This window comes from Sphingomonas sp. CFBP 13728 (genome assembly GCF_014841895.1).
Classification (GTDB): Bacteria; Pseudomonadota; Alphaproteobacteria; order Sphingomonadales; family Sphingomonadaceae; genus Sphingomonas.
The window spans coordinates 157435-173127 of record NZ_JACYUS010000002.1; the positions used below are offsets into that span (position 1 = coordinate 157435).

16 protein-coding genes are annotated in these 15693 nt (G+C 66.5%); 9 read left to right on the top strand and 7 right to left on the bottom strand.

Annotated elements, in window-relative coordinates; genetic code table 11:
- Positions 1 to 5 precede the first annotated feature (5 nt).
- The 4 genes from pyk (at position 6) to IFT67_RS09530 (ending at position 4842) form a co-directional block, all read left to right on the top strand.
- Positions 6 to 1469: a pyruvate kinase gene (pyk, locus tag IFT67_RS09515; protein WP_192146814.1), complete on the top strand. Its 1464-nt coding sequence runs from the start codon at positions 6 to 8 to the stop codon at positions 1467 to 1469.
- A 618-nt stretch (positions 1470 to 2087) separates the two neighbouring features.
- The gene (locus tag IFT67_RS09520; protein ID WP_192146816.1) at positions 2088 to 4142 is read left to right on the top strand and encodes a carbon starvation CstA family protein; all 2055 of its coding nucleotides are present in this window, start codon (positions 2088 to 2090) and stop codon (positions 4140 to 4142) included.
- A complete protein-coding gene (locus tag IFT67_RS09525; RefSeq protein WP_056051727.1) occupies positions 4139 to 4327 on the top strand; it encodes a YbdD/YjiX family protein in 189 nt (62 codons plus the stop codon). The genes IFT67_RS09520 and IFT67_RS09525 overlap by 4 nt, the downstream gene beginning before the upstream one ends.
- Before the next feature lie 5 nt (positions 4328 to 4332).
- Positions 4333 to 4842 (top strand): heme oxygenase-like domain-containing protein, encoded by a 510-nt coding sequence (locus IFT67_RS09530; RefSeq protein ID WP_192238642.1) that lies wholly within the window; start codon positions 4333 to 4335, stop codon positions 4840 to 4842.
- Positions 4843 to 4853: 11 nt separating this feature from the next.
- On the opposite strand, the gene IFT67_RS09535 is transcribed toward IFT67_RS09530, so the two are convergent.
- Together IFT67_RS09535 and IFT67_RS09540 are read right to left on the bottom strand one after the other, a co-directional pair.
- Complete coding sequence (locus IFT67_RS09535) at positions 4854 to 5156, bottom strand: polyhydroxyalkanoic acid system family protein (protein WP_056051730.1); 303 nt, start codon at positions 5154 to 5156, stop codon at positions 4854 to 4856.
- Positions 5157 to 5182: 26 nt separating this feature from the next.
- Positions 5183 to 5602 (bottom strand): VOC family protein, encoded by a 420-nt coding sequence (locus IFT67_RS09540; RefSeq protein ID WP_192146818.1) that lies wholly within the window; start codon positions 5600 to 5602, stop codon positions 5183 to 5185.
- A gap of 355 nt (positions 5603 to 5957) precedes the next feature.
- Here IFT67_RS09540 and lnt point away from each other — a divergent pair, with 355 nt between their 5' ends.
- Together lnt and metK are read left to right on the top strand one after the other, a co-directional pair.
- Entirely contained in the window at positions 5958 to 7490 is a 1533-nt protein-coding gene (lnt, locus tag IFT67_RS09545) for an apolipoprotein N-acyltransferase (RefSeq protein ID WP_192146820.1), read from the top strand.
- A 73-nt stretch (positions 7491 to 7563) separates the two neighbouring features.
- Positions 7564 to 8781, top strand: a complete 1218-nt coding sequence (metK, locus tag IFT67_RS09550; RefSeq protein ID WP_107963296.1) for a methionine adenosyltransferase — start codon at positions 7564 to 7566, stop codon at positions 8779 to 8781.
- 303 nt (positions 8782 to 9084) lie between these two features.
- Here the strand turns inward: metK and IFT67_RS09555 are convergent, their stop codons facing one another.
- The 4 genes from IFT67_RS09555 to IFT67_RS09570 all read right to left on the bottom strand — a co-directional run bounded on the left by IFT67_RS09555 (position 9085) and on the right by IFT67_RS09570 (position 12216).
- A complete protein-coding gene (locus IFT67_RS09555; RefSeq protein WP_192146822.1) occupies positions 9085 to 10185 on the bottom strand; it encodes an AI-2E family transporter in 1101 nt (366 codons plus the stop codon).
- Between the two features lie 149 nt (positions 10186 to 10334).
- Complete coding sequence (locus IFT67_RS09560; RefSeq protein WP_107963164.1) at positions 10335 to 10619, bottom strand: LptM family lipoprotein; 285 nt, start codon at positions 10617 to 10619, stop codon at positions 10335 to 10337.
- A gap of 143 nt (positions 10620 to 10762) precedes the next feature.
- On the bottom strand, positions 10763 to 11392 hold the full coding sequence (locus IFT67_RS09565; protein WP_192146824.1) for a phosphatase PAP2 family protein: 630 nt from the start codon (positions 11390 to 11392) through the stop codon (positions 10763 to 10765).
- Positions 11392 to 12216, bottom strand: coding sequence for a formate/nitrite transporter family protein (locus IFT67_RS09570; RefSeq protein WP_192146826.1), 825 nt, complete (start codon positions 12214 to 12216; stop codon positions 11392 to 11394). Before IFT67_RS09570 ends, IFT67_RS09565 begins: the two co-directional genes overlap by 1 nt.
- 64 nt (positions 12217 to 12280) lie before the next feature.
- Between IFT67_RS09570 and trmB the strand changes: the two genes are divergently transcribed.
- The 3 genes from trmB (at position 12281) to IFT67_RS09585 (ending at position 13965) form a co-directional block, all read left to right on the top strand.
- Entirely contained in the window at positions 12281 to 12961 is a 681-nt protein-coding gene (trmB, locus tag IFT67_RS09575; RefSeq protein WP_107963161.1) for a tRNA (guanine(46)-N(7))-methyltransferase TrmB, read from the top strand.
- A 153-nt stretch (positions 12962 to 13114) separates the two neighbouring features.
- The gene (locus tag IFT67_RS09580; RefSeq protein ID WP_056053043.1) at positions 13115 to 13573 is read left to right on the top strand and encodes a DUF2721 domain-containing protein; all 459 of its coding nucleotides are present in this window, start codon (positions 13115 to 13117) and stop codon (positions 13571 to 13573) included.
- Complete coding sequence (locus IFT67_RS09585) at positions 13570 to 13965, top strand: DUF4345 domain-containing protein (RefSeq protein WP_192146828.1); 396 nt, start codon at positions 13570 to 13572, stop codon at positions 13963 to 13965. Before IFT67_RS09580 ends, IFT67_RS09585 begins: the two co-directional genes overlap by 4 nt.
- 33 nt (positions 13966 to 13998) lie before the next feature.
- On the opposite strand, the gene IFT67_RS09590 is transcribed toward IFT67_RS09585, so the two are convergent.
- On the bottom strand, positions 13999 to 15579 hold the full coding sequence (locus tag IFT67_RS09590) for an amidase (protein ID WP_192146830.1): 1581 nt from the start codon (positions 15577 to 15579) through the stop codon (positions 13999 to 14001).
- Positions 15580 to 15693: the final 114 nt, after the last annotated feature.

The following is a 15693-nucleotide window of genomic DNA, read 5'->3' on the forward strand; positions in this document are numbered from 1 at the left end:
CACGCATGACAATGGCCATCGCCCCCCGTTCGCGGAAAGTCCGCATCCTCGCGACGCTCGGCCCTGCCAGCAGCACCCCCGAGATGATCGCGACGCTCTTCCGCACGGGCGCAGACGCGTTCCGGATCAACATGAGCCACGGCGACCAGCAGTCGAAGATCGCCGTGATCCAGGCGATTCGCGCGCTGGAGAAGGAATTCGGCCGGCCGTCGACGATCCTCGCCGATCTGCAGGGGCCGAAGCTGCGCGTTGGCAAGTTCGATGGCGGCCGCACGGTGCTCGAAACCGGCTCGACCTTTGTGCTCGACCGCGACCCGACGCCGGGCGACGCAACGCGGGTGGAACTGCCACACGACGAGATCTTCGCGGCGATCGAGCCGGGCGCGCGCCTGCTGCTCGACGACGGCAAGCTCGTCCTCCGGGTCGTGTCGCATAGCCCGCGCGAGATCACGACGCGGGTCGAGGTTGGCGGCGCACTGTCGAACAGCAAGGGGCTGAACGTCCCCGACGTCGTGCTGCCGATGGCCGCGCTGACCGAGAAGGATCGCAGCGATCTCGACTTCGCGGTCGACCAGGGCGTCGACTGGATCGCGCTGTCGTTCGTCCAGCGCCCGGAAGATCTGTGGGAAGCGCGGAAACTGATCGGCGGCAAGGCGGCGCTGATGGCGAAGATCGAGAAGCCGGCCGCGATCGAACGGCTCGAGGAGATCGTCGAGGCGTGCGACGGCGTGATGGTCGCGCGCGGCGATCTCGGCGTCGAACTGCCGCCGCAGCAGGTGCCGCCGTTGCAGAAGCGCATCGTCGAGGTCTCGCGCCGGATGGGCCGCCCGGTGGTGGTCGCGACGCAGATGCTCGAATCGATGATCACGTCGCCCTCCCCTACGCGGGCGGAAGTGTCGGACGTCGCGACCGCGGTGTATGACGGCGCCGATGCGATCATGCTGTCGGCGGAGAGCGCGGCGGGCGCATGGCCGGTCGAGTCCGTCGCGATGATGGACGCGATCGGTGTGTCGGTCGAGGCCGATCCCGAGCATGGCGACCGTATGCACTTCACCGTGATGAAGCCCGACCCGACGACCGCGGATGCGCTGGCCGAGGCGGCGAAGAACATCGCCGCGACGGTGTCCGCGGTGGCGATCATCTGCTTCACCACCTCGGGCTCGACCGCCCGCCGGATCGCGCGCGAGCGGCCGTCGGTGCCGCTGCTGGTGCTGACGCCGAGCGATGAGACCGCACGTCGCCTGGGGCTGCTGTGGGGGACGCATGCCGTGCATACGCGCGACGTCGAGTCGTTCGAGGACATGGTGGCCAAGTCGAAGCGGATGGCGTTGCGGCATGGGATGGCGAAGGCCGGCGACCGAGTGATCGTGCTCGCGGGCGTGCCGTTCCGGACGCCTGGGTCGACCAACGTGTTGCACGTGGTGCGGATCGTCGGCGATGAGCTGAAGGGGCATCATTCGCAGGTTTGATTTTTTGGGGGGGGAGCTGGCGAAGGGCGCTTGCTCGTCGCTGCCGCGCACTACGTCTGCCCTCAAGGCTGGGGAGAGCCCACCCAAGCTGTTCCCCCGCGAAGGCGGGGGGCCAGGATACCAAGCGCCACGGTATTCAACTGTTCCCCCGCGTCCGCGGGGGAACGGCCTCGTTGGAATGCGCGCTACGGCCGCGAGAATGCCCCGCGCAAACCGGAACAGCAACCAGCCCCCTTCCCCGTCATGCCGGGCTCGTTCCGGCATCCGCCGTTCCGCATACTCGCAGCCTTTGGAGTATGCGGGCCGGTGGGCCCCGGCCTCCGCCGGGGTGACGGGATGGAGTTGAACTGCGTTTTGCATGCCGCCTGCTCAGATCGAGCCCCGTTGACCGGGGAGCGCCACCTTTATCCAACCAAGCCACCACCCCGGCGAAGGCCGGGGCCCAATTGGGGAACGGTAACGGTGAAGCTCTCACTGCGTTACGACGACCTTTCCAATTGGGCCCCGGCCTTCGCCGGGGTGGAGCTGTGGGGCGGGTGTACGAGCTAATCTAGGCTAGCGCTCCGCGCCTGAATACGCGATGCCGCGCGTAACGGACCGCACGGGAGGGCGAACGCAATGACATTACGCGAGAAGATCGGTTGGGGCGCCCTTGCGCTCCTCGCAGCCTGCGCGCTTGCCGTCGTCGCGTTCGAGCGCGGCGAGCATGTCAACGCGCTGTGGATCGTCACCGCAGCCGTGTCGGTCCAGCTGATCGCCTACCGGTTCTACGCTCGGTATATTGCGCGGCATGTGATGCAGCTCGACCCGTCGCGGCAAACCCCGGCGCTGCGCCGCGCCGACGGGCTCGATTACGTCGCGACCGACCGCAACGTCCTGTTCGGCCACCATTTCGCCGCCATCGCCGGTGCCGGCCCGCTCGTCGGCCCGGTGCTCGCCGCGCAGATGGGCTACCTCCCCGGCACGCTCTGGATCCTTGCCGGCGTCGTGCTGGCGGGCGCGGTGCAGGACTTCATGATCCTATTCATCTCGATGCGGCGTGACGGGCGTTCGCTCGGCGAACTGATCCGCATGGAGATGGGCGCGATCCCCGGCGTGATCGCGCTGATCGGCGCGTTCGCGATCATGGTCATCATCCTCGCCGTGCTCGCGCTGATCGTGGTGCGCGCGCTTGCCGGGAGTCCGTGGGGGCTGTTCACCGTCGCCGCGACGATCCCTCTGGCGTTCCTGATGGGTATCTACACGCGCTGGATCCGACCCGGAAAGGTCGGCGAAGTCTCCGTTCTCGGCGTCATCGGGCTGCTCGCCGCGATCGTCTATGGCGGCACCGTCGCTGCCTCGCCGACGCTCGCGCCGCTGTTCACGCTGACCCCGGTCCAGCTCTGCGTGCTGATGGTAGGCTACGGCGCGGTCGCCTCCGTCCTGCCGGTGTGGTTGCTGCTGGCCCCCCGCGATTACCTCTCGACGTTCCTCAAGATCGGCGCGATCGTCGCACTGGCGATCGGCATCGCGGTGGTCGCGCCGCCGCTGCGGATGCCGGCGCTCACCCCGTTCATCGACGGCAGCGGTCCGGTCTGGTCGGGCGGGCTCTTCCCGTTCCTGTTCATCACGATCGCGTGCGGCGCGGTGTCGGGTTTCCACGCGCTGATCGCGAGCGGCACCACGCCGAAGCTGATCGCCAGCGAGGGCGACGCGCAGTTCATCGGCTATGGCGCGATGCTGATGGAAAGTTTCGTCGCGATCATGGCGCTGGTCGGCGCGTCGATCCTAGATCCCGGCGTGTATTTCGCGATGAACAGCCCGGCCGCGGTGGTCGGCACCGACTTCGCCTCCGCGGCTACCGCGGTCACCGCGATGGGCTTCCCGATCACCCCCGAACTGCTCGCACAGACAGCAAAGGACGTCGGCGAAACCACGATCGTCTCGCGGACCGGCGGCGCGCCGACGCTGGCGGTGGCGATGTCGGAGATCTTCAGCCACCTCGTCGGCGGGCAGGCGATGAAGGCGTTCTGGTATCATTTCGCGATTTTGTTCGAGGCGCTGTTCATCCTCACCGCGGTCGATGCGGGGACGCGCGCCGGGCGGTTCATGCTGCAGGATCTGATCGGGCTCGCGGTGCCGTCGTTCCGCAATGCCTCGGCGATCGTGCCCGGGCTGATCGCGACCGCGCTCTGCGTGATCGCCTGGGGCTTCTTCCTGTACCAGGGCGTCACCGATCCGCTCGGCGGCGTGAACACCTTGTGGCCGTTGTTCGGCATCTCGAACCAGATGCTCGCGGCGGTCGCGCTCGTGCTGGCGACGGTCGTGCTGTTCCGGATGAAGCGCCAGCGTTACGCGTGGGTGACGATCCTGCCCGCCGCGTGGCTGTGCCTCTGCACGATCACCGCCGGGTTGATGAAGCTGTTCGCGAGCGACCCGAAGGTCGGCTTCCTCGCGCATGCGTCGAAGTTCGCGGACGCGGCGGCGCGGGGGGAACTGCTCGCGCCGGCCAAGACGATGGCGGAGATGCAGCGGATCGTGCTCAACGACCGGATCGACGCGGGGCTTTGCGCGCTGTTCCTTGCGGTGGTGCTGTCGATCGTCTTCTTCGGCATCCGCACCTGCCTCACCGCGCTGAAGATCGACCGACCGACCGTTACCGAAGTCCCATCGCAACTGGTGGCCGCAGAATGATCCGCGCGCTCTACGCAAAGGCACGCGAGACCGCGCTGCTGATGGTCGGCGTGCCGTCCTATGCTGCGTATTGTCAGCACATGGCCGAGCGGCATCCCGACCACGCGCCGATGGACGAGCGCACGTTCTTCCGCGATCGGCAGGAGGCGCGATACGGCAGCAAGGGCGGGGGACGCTGCTGTTGACCGATGTGGTTTCCACCGTCGCCCGCCTCCGGGCAGCGACGGCGAGCGATCACGACGCGGTCGATGCCGGGTTTGGGCGCTACGACCTGACCGATGCGGAGGATTACCGCGCGTTCCTGATCGCACACGCCAAGGCTTTGCCGGCGGTCGAGGCCTGGCTGGCCGCGATTCCGGGGCTGGCGACGGTTCGGTCGCGGGGGGCGGCGCTGGCCGAGGATCTTGCCGCGCTAGGTGAGGAAATGCCCGCGCCGATGACGTTCGACGTCCCGGCGAGCGCTGCCGCCGGGTGGGGCGCGATGTATGTCGTCGAGGGGTCGCGGCTCGGCGGTATCATGTTGTCGCGGTCGGTGCCCGACGGGATGCCCTCGGCCTATCTCGGCGCGAAGCATTTGTCGGGCGAGTGGCGCGCATTGCTGACCGCGATCGATGGGGAGACCGCCGACGAAGCCTGGGTCGAGGAGGCCATCGTCGGCGCCAAGGCTGCGTTCGACCTGTATCGGCGCGCGCCGGCCTGATCTCCCTGATCTCAGCGCAGGAGTTTCGGCGCTTCCTTGCGGATCATGTCCTGCACCTTGCTCGCGAACAGGCCGAGAATGCCGGGCAGGTCGACGACCGCGTGGACGTTGGTCTCGAACACCGTGACCGCGCTGGCGATCGTCTGCCCCATCGCCTTGACGGTGAAGTGCAGCGTGTCGCCGTCCCAGCGGTGATCGGTCACCGAGCCGCCGGGAATGTTCGCGCCGATCTTGTCGATGCTGCCGTCGAGCCGCGCGCGAACCGCCGCCTTGCCGAGCTGATGGGGTACGTCGACGGTGATGGGAGTGCCCATGTGCGTTCCTTGAATCGAGAATGGCCTTAAGTGGCGAAAATCATGTCGTCGTTGGCGAACGCCTTGAACTCGAGTGCGTTGCCGCTTGGATCGAGAAAGAACATCGTCGCCTGTTCGCCGGGCTCGCCCTTGAAGCGGATGTACGGCGCGATCCCGAACTGGACGCCGGCGGCGGTGACGCGTTCCGACAGCGCGGTCCAGTCGTCCATCGTCAGCACGACGCCGAAATGCGGGACCGGGACGGCATGGCCATCGACCGCGTTCTCGACCGCGATGGGTTTGGCGGCGGGGTCGAGGTGCGCGACGATCTGGTGACCGAACAGGTCGAAGTCGATCCACTGGTCGCTGGAACGCCCTTCGCGGCAACCGAGGGTGGCGCCGTAGAAGGTGCGGGCGGCGGCGAGGTCGTGGACCGGGAAGGCTAGGTGGAAGGGGCGTAGGGTCATTGGGGGAAGATAGGTCGGGAAGGTAGGTTCGTCACCCTTGGGTTTATGTGCTTTGCCTGTGGTACATGGCGGAGCGCGTTCTTGTTCTCCCGCGAAGGCGGGAGCCCAGTCTGGGCTCCCGCCTTCGCGGGAGAACAAACTTTGATGCGGGCGCCCTACCCCTCACACTGCACCACTCCGGCGTAGGCCGGGGCCCAATTGGGGAACGTTGCTAATGAAAGGCAGCGCGTCGTTACTCCCACCTTTCCAATTGGGCCCCGGCCTACGCCGGGGTGGTGGAGAGCGGGGCGGCGGTGCAGTAACCAACCGAGGCTAAGAGATTGCCCGGCTCCCTCCGCCACGCCATAGCGCGAGCGTGAACCGTTACCCTGCCCTCGCCTGCCTCGTCCTCGGTGCGATCGCCGCCACCGGGTTCGCCCCGCTCGACCTCTGGCCGCTGACTCTCGTCGCCTTCGCGCTGTGGATGAAGCTCGTCCACGATGCGCCGACCCAGCGCGGTGCACTCTGGCGCGGGTGGGTGTTCGGGGTCGGGCATTTCACCGTCAATAACAACTGGTTCAAGCACGCGTTCGACTTCCAGGATGCGATGCCGCCGGTGCTCGGCTATTTCGCCGCGGTCGGCCTGGCGCTGTATCTCGCGCTGTTTCCGATGCTCGCCGCAGGATTGGCCTGGCGGACGGTACGTCGCCCCGGCACGCCCGACGCGACGTTCATGCTCGTCTTCGCCGCGGCCTGGATCGCGACCGAATGGCTCCGCGCGACGCTGTTCACCGGCTATGCCTGGGATCCGCTGAGCGTCGTCTGGCTCCCCGCGATCGGCATCGCACGACTGTCCGCCTGGATCGGCACCTACGCGCTGTCCGGCGTGACGATCCTCGCCGCTGGGGCGCTGCTGATGCTCGCCGTGCGCCGCTGGACCCTGCCCGCAATCGCGATCCCCGCGCTTGCGCTGGCCGCCCTCTCCGCACTCTGGACCAACGCGCCGCCCCCCGCACCCGGCACGCCTCTGGTCCGCGTGGTCCAGCCCGATATCGGCCAGGAAGACCGTAACGAATCCGACGGCGAACGCGTGCTCTCCGCGCTCGAAAAGCTCTCCGGCCATGGCGGCGCCACACCGCGCCTCGTGGTCTGGCCCGAGGGCGTCGTTCGCGACTATCTCGAGGATGGCTATCCGTTCTACGCCTATGGCTGGTCGAGCCCGCTCTATCTTCGCCGCCGTATCGCACGCCTGCTGGGCCCCGAGGACATTCTCCTTACGGGCGGCACCGCGCTCGAGTTCGATGGCCAGGACCGCATATCGGGCGCCGCCAATTCGGTGTTCGCGCTGGATTCGCAGGCCCGGTTGCGCGGCCGTTACGACAAGGCGCATCTGGTACCGTTCGGTGAATATCTGCCGCTCCCGTGGCTGCTCAAACCGCTCGGCCTCGCGCGTCTGGTGCCCGGCGACATCGACTTCACCTCGGGCAAGGGGCCGGCCAACCTGACCTTCCCCGGCTTCGGTTCCATCGGCATGCAGATCTGCTACGAGATCATCTTCTCCGGTCACACCGTCGATCCGACCCACCGCCCGCGCCTGATCTTCAACCCGTCGAGCGATGCGTGGTTCGGCAAATGGGGTCCGCCGCAACATCTCGCCCAGGCCCGGATGCGTGCGATCGAGGAAGGGCTGCCGATCGTCCGCGCGACCCCCACGGGCATCTCCGCGATCATCGCCGCCGATGGCCGCCTCCTGGCCACCGTGCCGCACGAGACGGCCGGGGCGATCGAGCAGCCGATGCCGTCCGCGCTGCCCCCCACGCTGTTCTCGCGCGTCGGCAACGCGATGGCGGCGATCGTCGCCGGATTGATGCTTGCAAGCGCGGTTGCCCTGCGCCGTCGCCAGCGTTAGAAGGTCATATAAAGCTTTCCTTATATGACGCTCTATCGGCAGTTTCGCCGGCGGGCATGACGAAGAGGCCCTCATGCGCAAGTCTTTCCTGTTCACCTCCGAATCGGTCTCCGAAGGCCATCCCGACAAGGTCGCCGACCAGATCAGCGACACGATCGTCGACCTGTTCCTCGCCAAGGACCCGCAGGCGCGCATCGCCTGCGAGACGCTGACGACCACGCAGCTCGTCGTCCTCGCCGGTGAGATCCGCGGCAAGGGCATCTACGAGAACGACCAGTGGGCCGATGGCGTACTCGACGAGATCGAGGCGGCTGTCCGCAACACCGTCAAGGAAATCGGCTATGAGCAGTCGGGCTTCCACTGGGAGACGTTCCGTTTCGAGAACAACCTCCACGGTCAGTCCGCGCACATCGCGATGGGCGTCGACGAGAGCGGCAACAAGGACGAGGGCGCCGGCGACCAGGGCATCATGTTCGGCTATGCGACCGACGAGACCCCCGGCCTGATGCCCGCGACGCTGTATTACAGCCACAAGATCCTCGCCAAGATGGCCGAAGATCGTCACTCGGGCGCCGCGCCGTTCCTCGAGCCCGACGCGAAGAGCCAGGTCACGCTGTCGTATGAGAACGAAGTGCCAGTCGGCGCGACCGCACTGGTGGTCTCGACGCAGCACGCACCGGGCTATTGCGAAAAGGGCGACAACGCCGATGCCGCCAAGTACGCGGTGCTGCGCGACTATGTCATGGGCGTGTTCCAGGACGTGCTACCCGACGGCTTCATCACCGACGAGACCGCGATCTACATCAACCCGACCGGCCAGTTCGAAATCGGCGGCCCCGACGGCGACGCTGGCGTGACGGGTCGCAAGATCATCGTCGACACCTACGGCGGCGCGGCCCCGCATGGCGGCGGCGCGTTCTCGGGCAAGGATCCGACGAAGGTCGATCGTTCGGCAGCCTATGTCGCGCGGTATCTGGCGAAGAACGTCGTTGCGGCCGGCCTCGCTCGTCGTTGCACGATCCAGCTGAGCTACGCGATCGGCATCGCCGAGCCGCTGTCGGTGTATGTCGACACGCATGGCACCGGCACCGTTGACGAAGCCAAGCTCGAGGCGGTCCTGCCGAAGCTGGTTCGCCTGACGCCGAAGGGTATCCGCGAGCACCTCAAGCTCAACGCGCCGATCTACAAGAAGACGGCGGCCTATGGTCACTTCGGTCGCGAGCCCGAGGGTGACACGTTCACTTGGGAAAAGACCGATCTGGTCGATGCTCTGAAGGCTGCCGTCGCCTGATAGCGACGCCTTTGGTGATGTTAAAAAGCCTCCCGCAGACCAGTCCGCGGGAGGCTTTTTTGTATTTTGGAGTTTCGAGTCCCTCTCCCCACTGGGGAGAGGGAGGGAGGAGCCGCTTGCCGACGGAAGGGTGAGGGGCGTTGGGGAGAGGGTCCGAGCCTCACTCCCCCTCACCCTCCCACCCGGCTTCGCCGTGCGGGCCCCTCCCTCTCCCCGAGGGGAGAGGGGGTATAGGGCGACTCGTATCAACGCACGGGTCACGAACGCCGATCCTTCGGTACGCCGCTTCGATACGCTCAGCGGCTACTCCGGACGAACGGGGCGCGAAGGATTGGGTGCGTGCTCACCCACTTGCGCATGCCGCTGCTCGGTCAGAATCTGCCACGCCGTCAGGAACAGCGCAGCCACCAGCGGCCCGACGACGATACCGCTGAGCCCGACGATTTCGATCCCACCCAATGTCGTCACCAGCACGATGTAATCCGGAATCCCGGTATCGCGCCCGACCAGGATCGGCCGCAGGATGTTGTCGGCCAGGCCGATCACCACAACGCCCGAGACGATCACGACCACACCCTGCCAGATCGCGCCCGTCGCCAGCAGGTATACCGCAACCGGCACCCAGACGAGCGCGGGGCCCAACGCCGGCAGCAGCGACGTGAGTGCCATCAGCAAACCCCAGAGCAAGGCCGCCGGCACGCCGACGATCCAGAAGGTCAGGCCGCCCAGCGCACCCTGGACGAGCCCAACGATCACCGATCCCTTGATCGTTGCGCGCACCACCGCGACGAACTTGTCGACCAGCTTCGCCGCCACCGAATGCTCGAACGGCAGTGCACGACGGATCGCAGGTCCCACCTTGTCGCCGTCGCGGAGCAGGAAGAACGTCACGTACAGTCCGACGCCGAACGACAGCAGGAACGCGGCTGCGTTACGGCCGATCGACAGCGCCTGCCCTGCGATCGATCGGACGCTGTTGCCGAGGATCGTCGACACGCGCGACTGCGCCTGTTCGAAGCTGTTGAGCCCGGCCTTGTCGAGCGCACCCTGAATGCGGTTCGGCAGCGCGTCGTGGATCTGCTGGAAATACGCGCCAAAGTTGATCTGGCCGCTCTGCAGCTTGGCGTAGACCGAGGCGGACTGGTCGATCATCAGGCTGCCGATGAACAAGGTCGGCACGATCACCGCGACGAAGATGATCAGCAACGTCAGCGCGGCCGCCAGATTGCGGCGGTCGGGCCAGCGCTTGAGCAACCACTGATAGAGCGACTGGAACAGGATCGCCGCCAGCGCACTCCACAGCAACGCCGCCGCGAACGGCGACACGACCACGCACAACGCGATCGTGATCGCCACCAGGAAGGTTATGAAGCCCCCCGTTTCCAGTCGACGCCTGTCGATCATTGCCGAGTCCCCTATCGTCGTATTGATGTCGTCGTCTTGGTGTCGTCGTACTGGCCGGCAGAGCCGGTTCGTTTCAGAACGTCAAAACCGCCCCCCGGTGCGTACCGGAAGGCGGTCAAGACGCCGGCGCTGGTGGAGCGCCTAGAAGATCAGCGCAGCTTCTCGCTGCCGTTGATCAGTGCATCCTTCTGCGCCTGCGGCATCGCCTGCGCGTTCACGTCGGCATCGTCGATCGCATCCGACTGGTGCTCGGCATTGTCACGGACGGCCTCGGCCTGGTCCTCGAGATTGTCGGCAGTCGCTTCGAGCGCGTCGGCGCGGTTGTCGGCGGCCTTCTCGACCTGGCTGCCGAGCTTGTCATCGCCCTTGCCGCCGCATGCTGCGAGCGAGACGGCCATGGCGGCGAGCGTGACGGCGATGGAAAGCTTCTTCATGGGGATAGTCCGTTCTGGTTACGATGCGGTGGCAACCGTCACGCGGGCGTAACGGTTCCGCTATCTCTTTCCGTAGCTTCACAAATCTTCGATTTCGCCGGCGAGTGTGTTCGTCGGGTAACACCGTGCCGCTCCATCGGCGTTCAGGCTTTGGCGTGCTCGATCAGCAACGGTGCCTTGTTCGCCACCGCCGTCTCGCCCACGGGCGCGACCCGGTCGAACACCGCGCTGACAAGCGCTTCGGCGATCCAGCCGACTGCCGCACCGACGACCAGATCGGACAGATAATGCTTCCCGTTCACCGGTTGCGCCGCCGCGACTGCGCCGGAAATCAATGCCGCCGGACCACCCGCACCGGTGATGTCGCGCGATGCGGCACGCGCGACCGCAACCGCGCCCGCGGTGTGGCCCGAGGGGAACGACGTCTGTTCGTGATCCTCGCTGTTGCCCGGTTCGAACCGCGCCTTGCCGTCCTCGATCGCCTTTTCGGGACGCGTACGATCGATCGACGCCTTGATCGCCGACTTGACGAAGGTTGCCGCCGCGTGTGCCGCCAGCATGCGCACGCCACCGCGGACCACCTCCGGCCTGCGTGCGATCAGGCCGATCACGACGGTGCCGATCGACGTCGCCACGAGTTGTGGCTGGTCGCCGATCTCGGCGAGGAACCCGGTCGCCTTGACCAGCGGTTTGTCGCGGTGCTCGGCGGCCTTGTACGTCGCCTCGCGGTCCACCTTCTCGACGGCCTTTGCGGCGTCCTTGGTCTTGCCCATCACGTCTCGCCCTGCCCGTCCATCTCGCCGCGCACCTGTGCATGCGCGAGCATGGCGAACAACCCCGCACCGCCCAGCAAGTTGCCGAGCACCGCGGGCAGTATCAATTCGACCAACGTCTGCCAGACGCCGACATGGCCGGAGAACAGCAGCAGGAACGCCTCGTCCGAGCCGACGATCGAATGGCTGAACCCGCCGAGTGCGACGACATAGGTGATCGCGAAGATCACCAGGAACGCCTGTTGCCGCGCGTTGGGCAGCGACCAGGCGAGGATCGCGATCATGAACCCGGCGGGGATCGCGTTGACGAACGTCGCCCAGGCCGACAGCTCGGTGATCCGCATCGACACCTCGATCATCGCGCCGCGCAACTCGCTGCTGCCGAGCACCCCTGCCGCGATCGCGCCGCCGGTAATCGCCGTCCCGATCAGATTTGCCGCAAGCACGACGCCCCACAGTCGCAGCGTCCGCTTCAGCGCCCAGCTCGACGGCTTCGTCACCAGCGGCAGCATCGCGCTGATCGTGCTCTCGGTGAACAGCTGCATCCGCCCGAGGATGACGACCAGAAAACCGATCGGATAGCCGAGCGACACGACGATCGTCCGCCATGGCGTGTCGGGCAGCGCCTGGTGCAGCGCGCCTTCGGTAATCAGCGAACTCGATATCGCCATGCCGGCGGCAAGCCCCGAGAAGAACAGCGACGACACCGGGCGGTCCAGCTCTTCCTCGCCCGCCTCGCGCACGGCCTTGTGCAGGTCCTGCGCATCGGCGGCCTTGAGGTCCTCGACGTCTTCGCCGGGCGGTTTGGATGCATCATCGACCATTACGAGCGTGTAACGGTTCGCGTCATGCTTTGCTCCGAGGCAATCGCCCGCTAGGGCACGCGCGATGAACGATCCTTCTGTTATCCGCCGCCTCTATGGCCGTCGCCAGGGCCACAAGCTGCGTCTCGGCCAAGCCGCGCTCGTCGAGGAAACGCTCGCCGACCTGTCGGTACCCGAGGAAGGGCCGATCGATGCGATGACGCTGTTCGGCGACAATCGCCCGCTGCACGTCGAGATCGGCTTCGGCGCAGGCGAGCACCTGGCAGGACAGGCCGCGATGAACCCGGACGTCGGCTTCATCGGCTGCGAGCCCTTTCTCAACGGCGTCGTCGGCGCGCTGGCACACATCCGCGACGGCGAGCTGACCAACGTCCGCCTCCACATGGGCGATGCGCTGGAAGTGATCGAGCGCCTGCCCGACGCGAGCCTGGACCGGCTGTACCTGCTGCATCCCGATCCATGGCGGAAGGCGCGCCATGCCAAGCGCCGCATGGTCAACCACGGTCCGCTCGACACGATCGCCGCCAAGCTGAAGCCGGGCGCGGAATTCCGGCTCGGCACCGACGATCCGACCTATTGCCGCTGGTCGATGATGATCATGAACGCCCGCCGCGATTTCGAATGGCAGGCAAACACCCCGCACGACTTCCTGACCCGCCCCGACGACTGGCCCGAGACGCGGTACGAGCGGAAAGCGCGGCGGCAGGGGCACGAGGTCTGGTATTACCGGTATATTCGGATCTGACCGGATACCGGGAAAGCCATTGATCTTGGTATCGAAAAGCCGCGACTTCAGGGCGCATTGATCCGAGATGGCGACCGCAAGACTTCGACCCTCAACCGGTCGGTCGACGCTCACGATCTTCCTATCCGGCATATTTTCCCACATGGTGCCGACATGCCGACGATCCCCGCCATTTCGACGATCGCCCAGACGATCCAGCTTTCGCTTGCGCCGGTCTTCATGCTGGCGGGCATCGGACAGTTGCTCAACGTACTCGCCGGACGATTGTCGCGCGTGATCGATCGCGCGCGGAAACTGGAGCAGTTGCACCCCAATTTTTCCGCAGCCGATCGCACGCGCTACGGCTGGGAGCTGCGATTGCTCGACCGCCGGATGACGATCATTAACGCGGCGCTGTTCCTAGCGGTGTCGAGCGCGATCATGACCTGCGTGCTAATCGCGCTGCTGTTCATCGCCGAACTCGCCAAGCTTCATTTCGGCACCGCGGTCGCGCTGTGCTTCATCCTCGCGATGATCCTGCTGATCGCAGCGCTTGTCTCGTTTATCTTCGAGGTCCGGATGTCGTTGCGGGCCTTCCGGATCCGGCCGGAGTTGCTGAAGGACCTGTTATGATCGAGAAACGCGTGTTGCAGGCGGTGATCGCCCTCGCGTGCCTGTTGCCGCTGATCGTCGGTGGCCAAGGCGTGCTGCAGGGCCCCACGCCGTTCGGCCATCTCACCGAGGTGCCACGCGATCTCGACAGCCATTTCCGGTATATCTCGGGGATCTTCTTCGCGACCGGTCTGGGCTTCGTCAGCTGCATTCCCGATATCGAGCGCAAGGGACCGCGGTTTCGGTTGCTTGGCGGGCTGATCTTCGTTGGCGGACTGTCGCGCGGGATTTCGTTGCTGGCGGTCGGTGTGCCGTCGCAGGGCCATGTACTCGGGCTGGCGATGGAGACGGTGGTCGTGCCGTTGCTGATGCTCTGGCAGTGGAATTTCGCCAAGCGGGCTACCCGAGCCTGACGATCCTCCCCCGCCAGGGGGAGGATCGATCGATCAGCGTGCGGCGTCCAGGCCCGGACCGACATCGGCGGTCGAAAGATACCGTGGCGCGACCCGCGCCTTCGCCCGCTGCTCGTACGCATAGCCAGCACCCAGCACCGCTGCGTCGCCATACTTCGTCGCGATGAACGACAACCCGACCGGCAGTCCGCGGACCAGCCCCATCGGCACGGTCAGGTTGGGATACCCCGCCACCGCCGGCAGTCCGCTCGAGCTCGGGCCGCCGTATTGATCGCCGTACACAGGCTCGCTCAGCCAAGCGGGGCCGTAGGTTGGCTCGACCAGTAATGTAGCGCCCGCCGCCTTGAGCATCGCGTCGATCCCCTCCGTACCCGCCAGCCGCAGCGATTTCGCGCGCGCTGCCTTGTACGCCGGATCGTTCAACCCCTTGGTCTTCGCCGCAGCCTCGAACGTCTCCTGCGCGAAGAAGGGCATTTCCGTCGCCGCGTTGGCGGTGTTGAACGCGATGACCTGATCAAGCGTCCGCGTGCCGACCGCCGCTGGCGTGGTCGCGAGATAGGTGTCGAGGTCGGCCTTCAACTCGGTCTGGAGCACGACGAGTTCCGCCTCGCCGAGCCCATCGAGCTTGGGCTGCTTGACCTCGACCAGCACCGCGCCCGCAGCCTTCAGCACATCAAGCGAGGCCTGGTATTTCGCGGCAAGGTCCGCGGTCATCTCCGGCCGGATCACGCCGATGCGCAGGCCCGACAGCGCGCTGGTCGACAGCCCGGCCGCATAGTCGCGCTTGTAAGCCCCTGCCCCCGCGGTCGCGGCATCGGCAGGATCGGCCGCGATCATCGCCGAGAACAGCGTCGCCACGTCGCGAACGCTTCGCGCCATTGGCCCCGGCGTATCCTGGCTGTGGCTGATCGGTACGACGTGCGTCCGACTGACGAGGCCGAGCGTCGGCTTCAGCCCAACCAGCCCGTTGAGCGACGACGGACACACCACCGAGCCATCGGTTTCCGTGCCGATCGCCGCCGCCGCGAAGCTCGCCGCGATCGCCGCGCCCGAGCCGCTCGACGATCCGCACGCGGTCCGGTCGAGCGCGTAGGGATTCTTGACCAGGCCACCAACCGCGCTCCAGCCGCTCATCGACCGGGTCGAGCGGATGTTCGCCCATTCGCTGAGGTTGGTCTTCCCCAGGATCACCGCCCCTGCTGCGCGGAGTTGCGCGACCACGGGTGCGTCTCGACGCGTGAGATTGTCGTTCAGCGCGAGGCTGCCCGCAGTGGTCGGCATCGCATCCGCGGTCTCGACATTGTCCTTGATCAGCACCGGCACGCCGTGGAGCGGCCCGCGGATGCGCCCGGCCTTGCGCTCGGCGTCGAGCGCCCTGGCCTGCGCCAGCGCGTCGGGGTTGAGCGCGATGACGGCGCGGAGAGTGGGGCCCTTGCGGTCCATCGCAGCGATCCGCGCGAGATAGGCGCGGACGAGGTCGACGCTGCTCGCCTTGCCGGACGCCATAGCCGTCTGGAGCTGATCGATCGACTGTTCCTCGACCGCGACCGTCTTTGCGCTCGCGACGGCTGGAACGGCGGTTGCGAGCAATAGCCCGATGATAACCTTACGCATTTTGCGAATCCCCTTTGGCGCGAGGCTATCGGGGTTGCGGGCCTGCGCCAAGCGGTCTGAACGATGCTCGACACGATGCGTTACGGATCGGCAACGGATAGGGGAATGGCGTGC

What these genes read in the sequence shown, in the direction of transcription:
- pyk (WP_192146814.1), top strand. Translation starts at nt 6, where the DNA reads ATGACAATGGCCATCGCCCCCCGTTCGCGGAAAGTCCGCATCCTCGCG.
- IFT67_RS09520 (WP_192146816.1), top strand. Translation starts at nt 2,088, where the DNA reads ATGACATTACGCGAGAAGATCGGTTGGGGCGCCCTTGCGCTCCTCGCA.
- IFT67_RS09525 (WP_056051727.1), top strand. Translation starts at nt 4,139, where the DNA reads ATGATCCGCGCGCTCTACGCAAAGGCACGCGAGACCGCGCTGCTGATG.
- IFT67_RS09535 (WP_056051730.1), bottom strand. Translation starts at nt 5,156, where the DNA reads ATGGGCACTCCCATCACCGTCGACGTACCCCATCAGCTCGGCAAGGCG.
- IFT67_RS09540 (WP_192146818.1), bottom strand. Translation starts at nt 5,602, where the DNA reads ATGACCCTACGCCCCTTCCACCTAGCCTTCCCGGTCCACGACCTCGCC.
- metK (WP_107963296.1), top strand. Translation starts at nt 7,564, where the DNA reads ATGCGCAAGTCTTTCCTGTTCACCTCCGAATCGGTCTCCGAAGGCCAT.
- IFT67_RS09555 (WP_192146822.1), bottom strand. Translation starts at nt 10,185, where the DNA reads ATGATCGACAGGCGTCGACTGGAAACGGGGGGCTTCATAACCTTCCTG.
- IFT67_RS09560 (WP_107963164.1), bottom strand. Translation starts at nt 10,619, where the DNA reads ATGAAGAAGCTTTCCATCGCCGTCACGCTCGCCGCCATGGCCGTCTCG.
- IFT67_RS09565 (WP_192146824.1), bottom strand. Translation starts at nt 11,392, where the DNA reads ATGGGCAAGACCAAGGACGCCGCAAAGGCCGTCGAGAAGGTGGACCGC.
- IFT67_RS09570 (WP_192146826.1), bottom strand. Translation starts at nt 12,216, where the DNA reads ATGGTCGATGATGCATCCAAACCGCCCGGCGAAGACGTCGAGGACCTC.
- trmB (WP_107963161.1), top strand. Translation starts at nt 12,281, where the DNA reads ATGAACGATCCTTCTGTTATCCGCCGCCTCTATGGCCGTCGCCAGGGC.
- IFT67_RS09580 (WP_056053043.1), top strand. Translation starts at nt 13,115, where the DNA reads ATGCCGACGATCCCCGCCATTTCGACGATCGCCCAGACGATCCAGCTT.
- IFT67_RS09585 (WP_192146828.1), top strand. Translation starts at nt 13,570, where the DNA reads ATGATCGAGAAACGCGTGTTGCAGGCGGTGATCGCCCTCGCGTGCCTG.
- IFT67_RS09590 (WP_192146830.1), bottom strand. Translation starts at nt 15,579, where the DNA reads ATGCGTAAGGTTATCATCGGGCTATTGCTCGCAACCGCCGTTCCAGCC.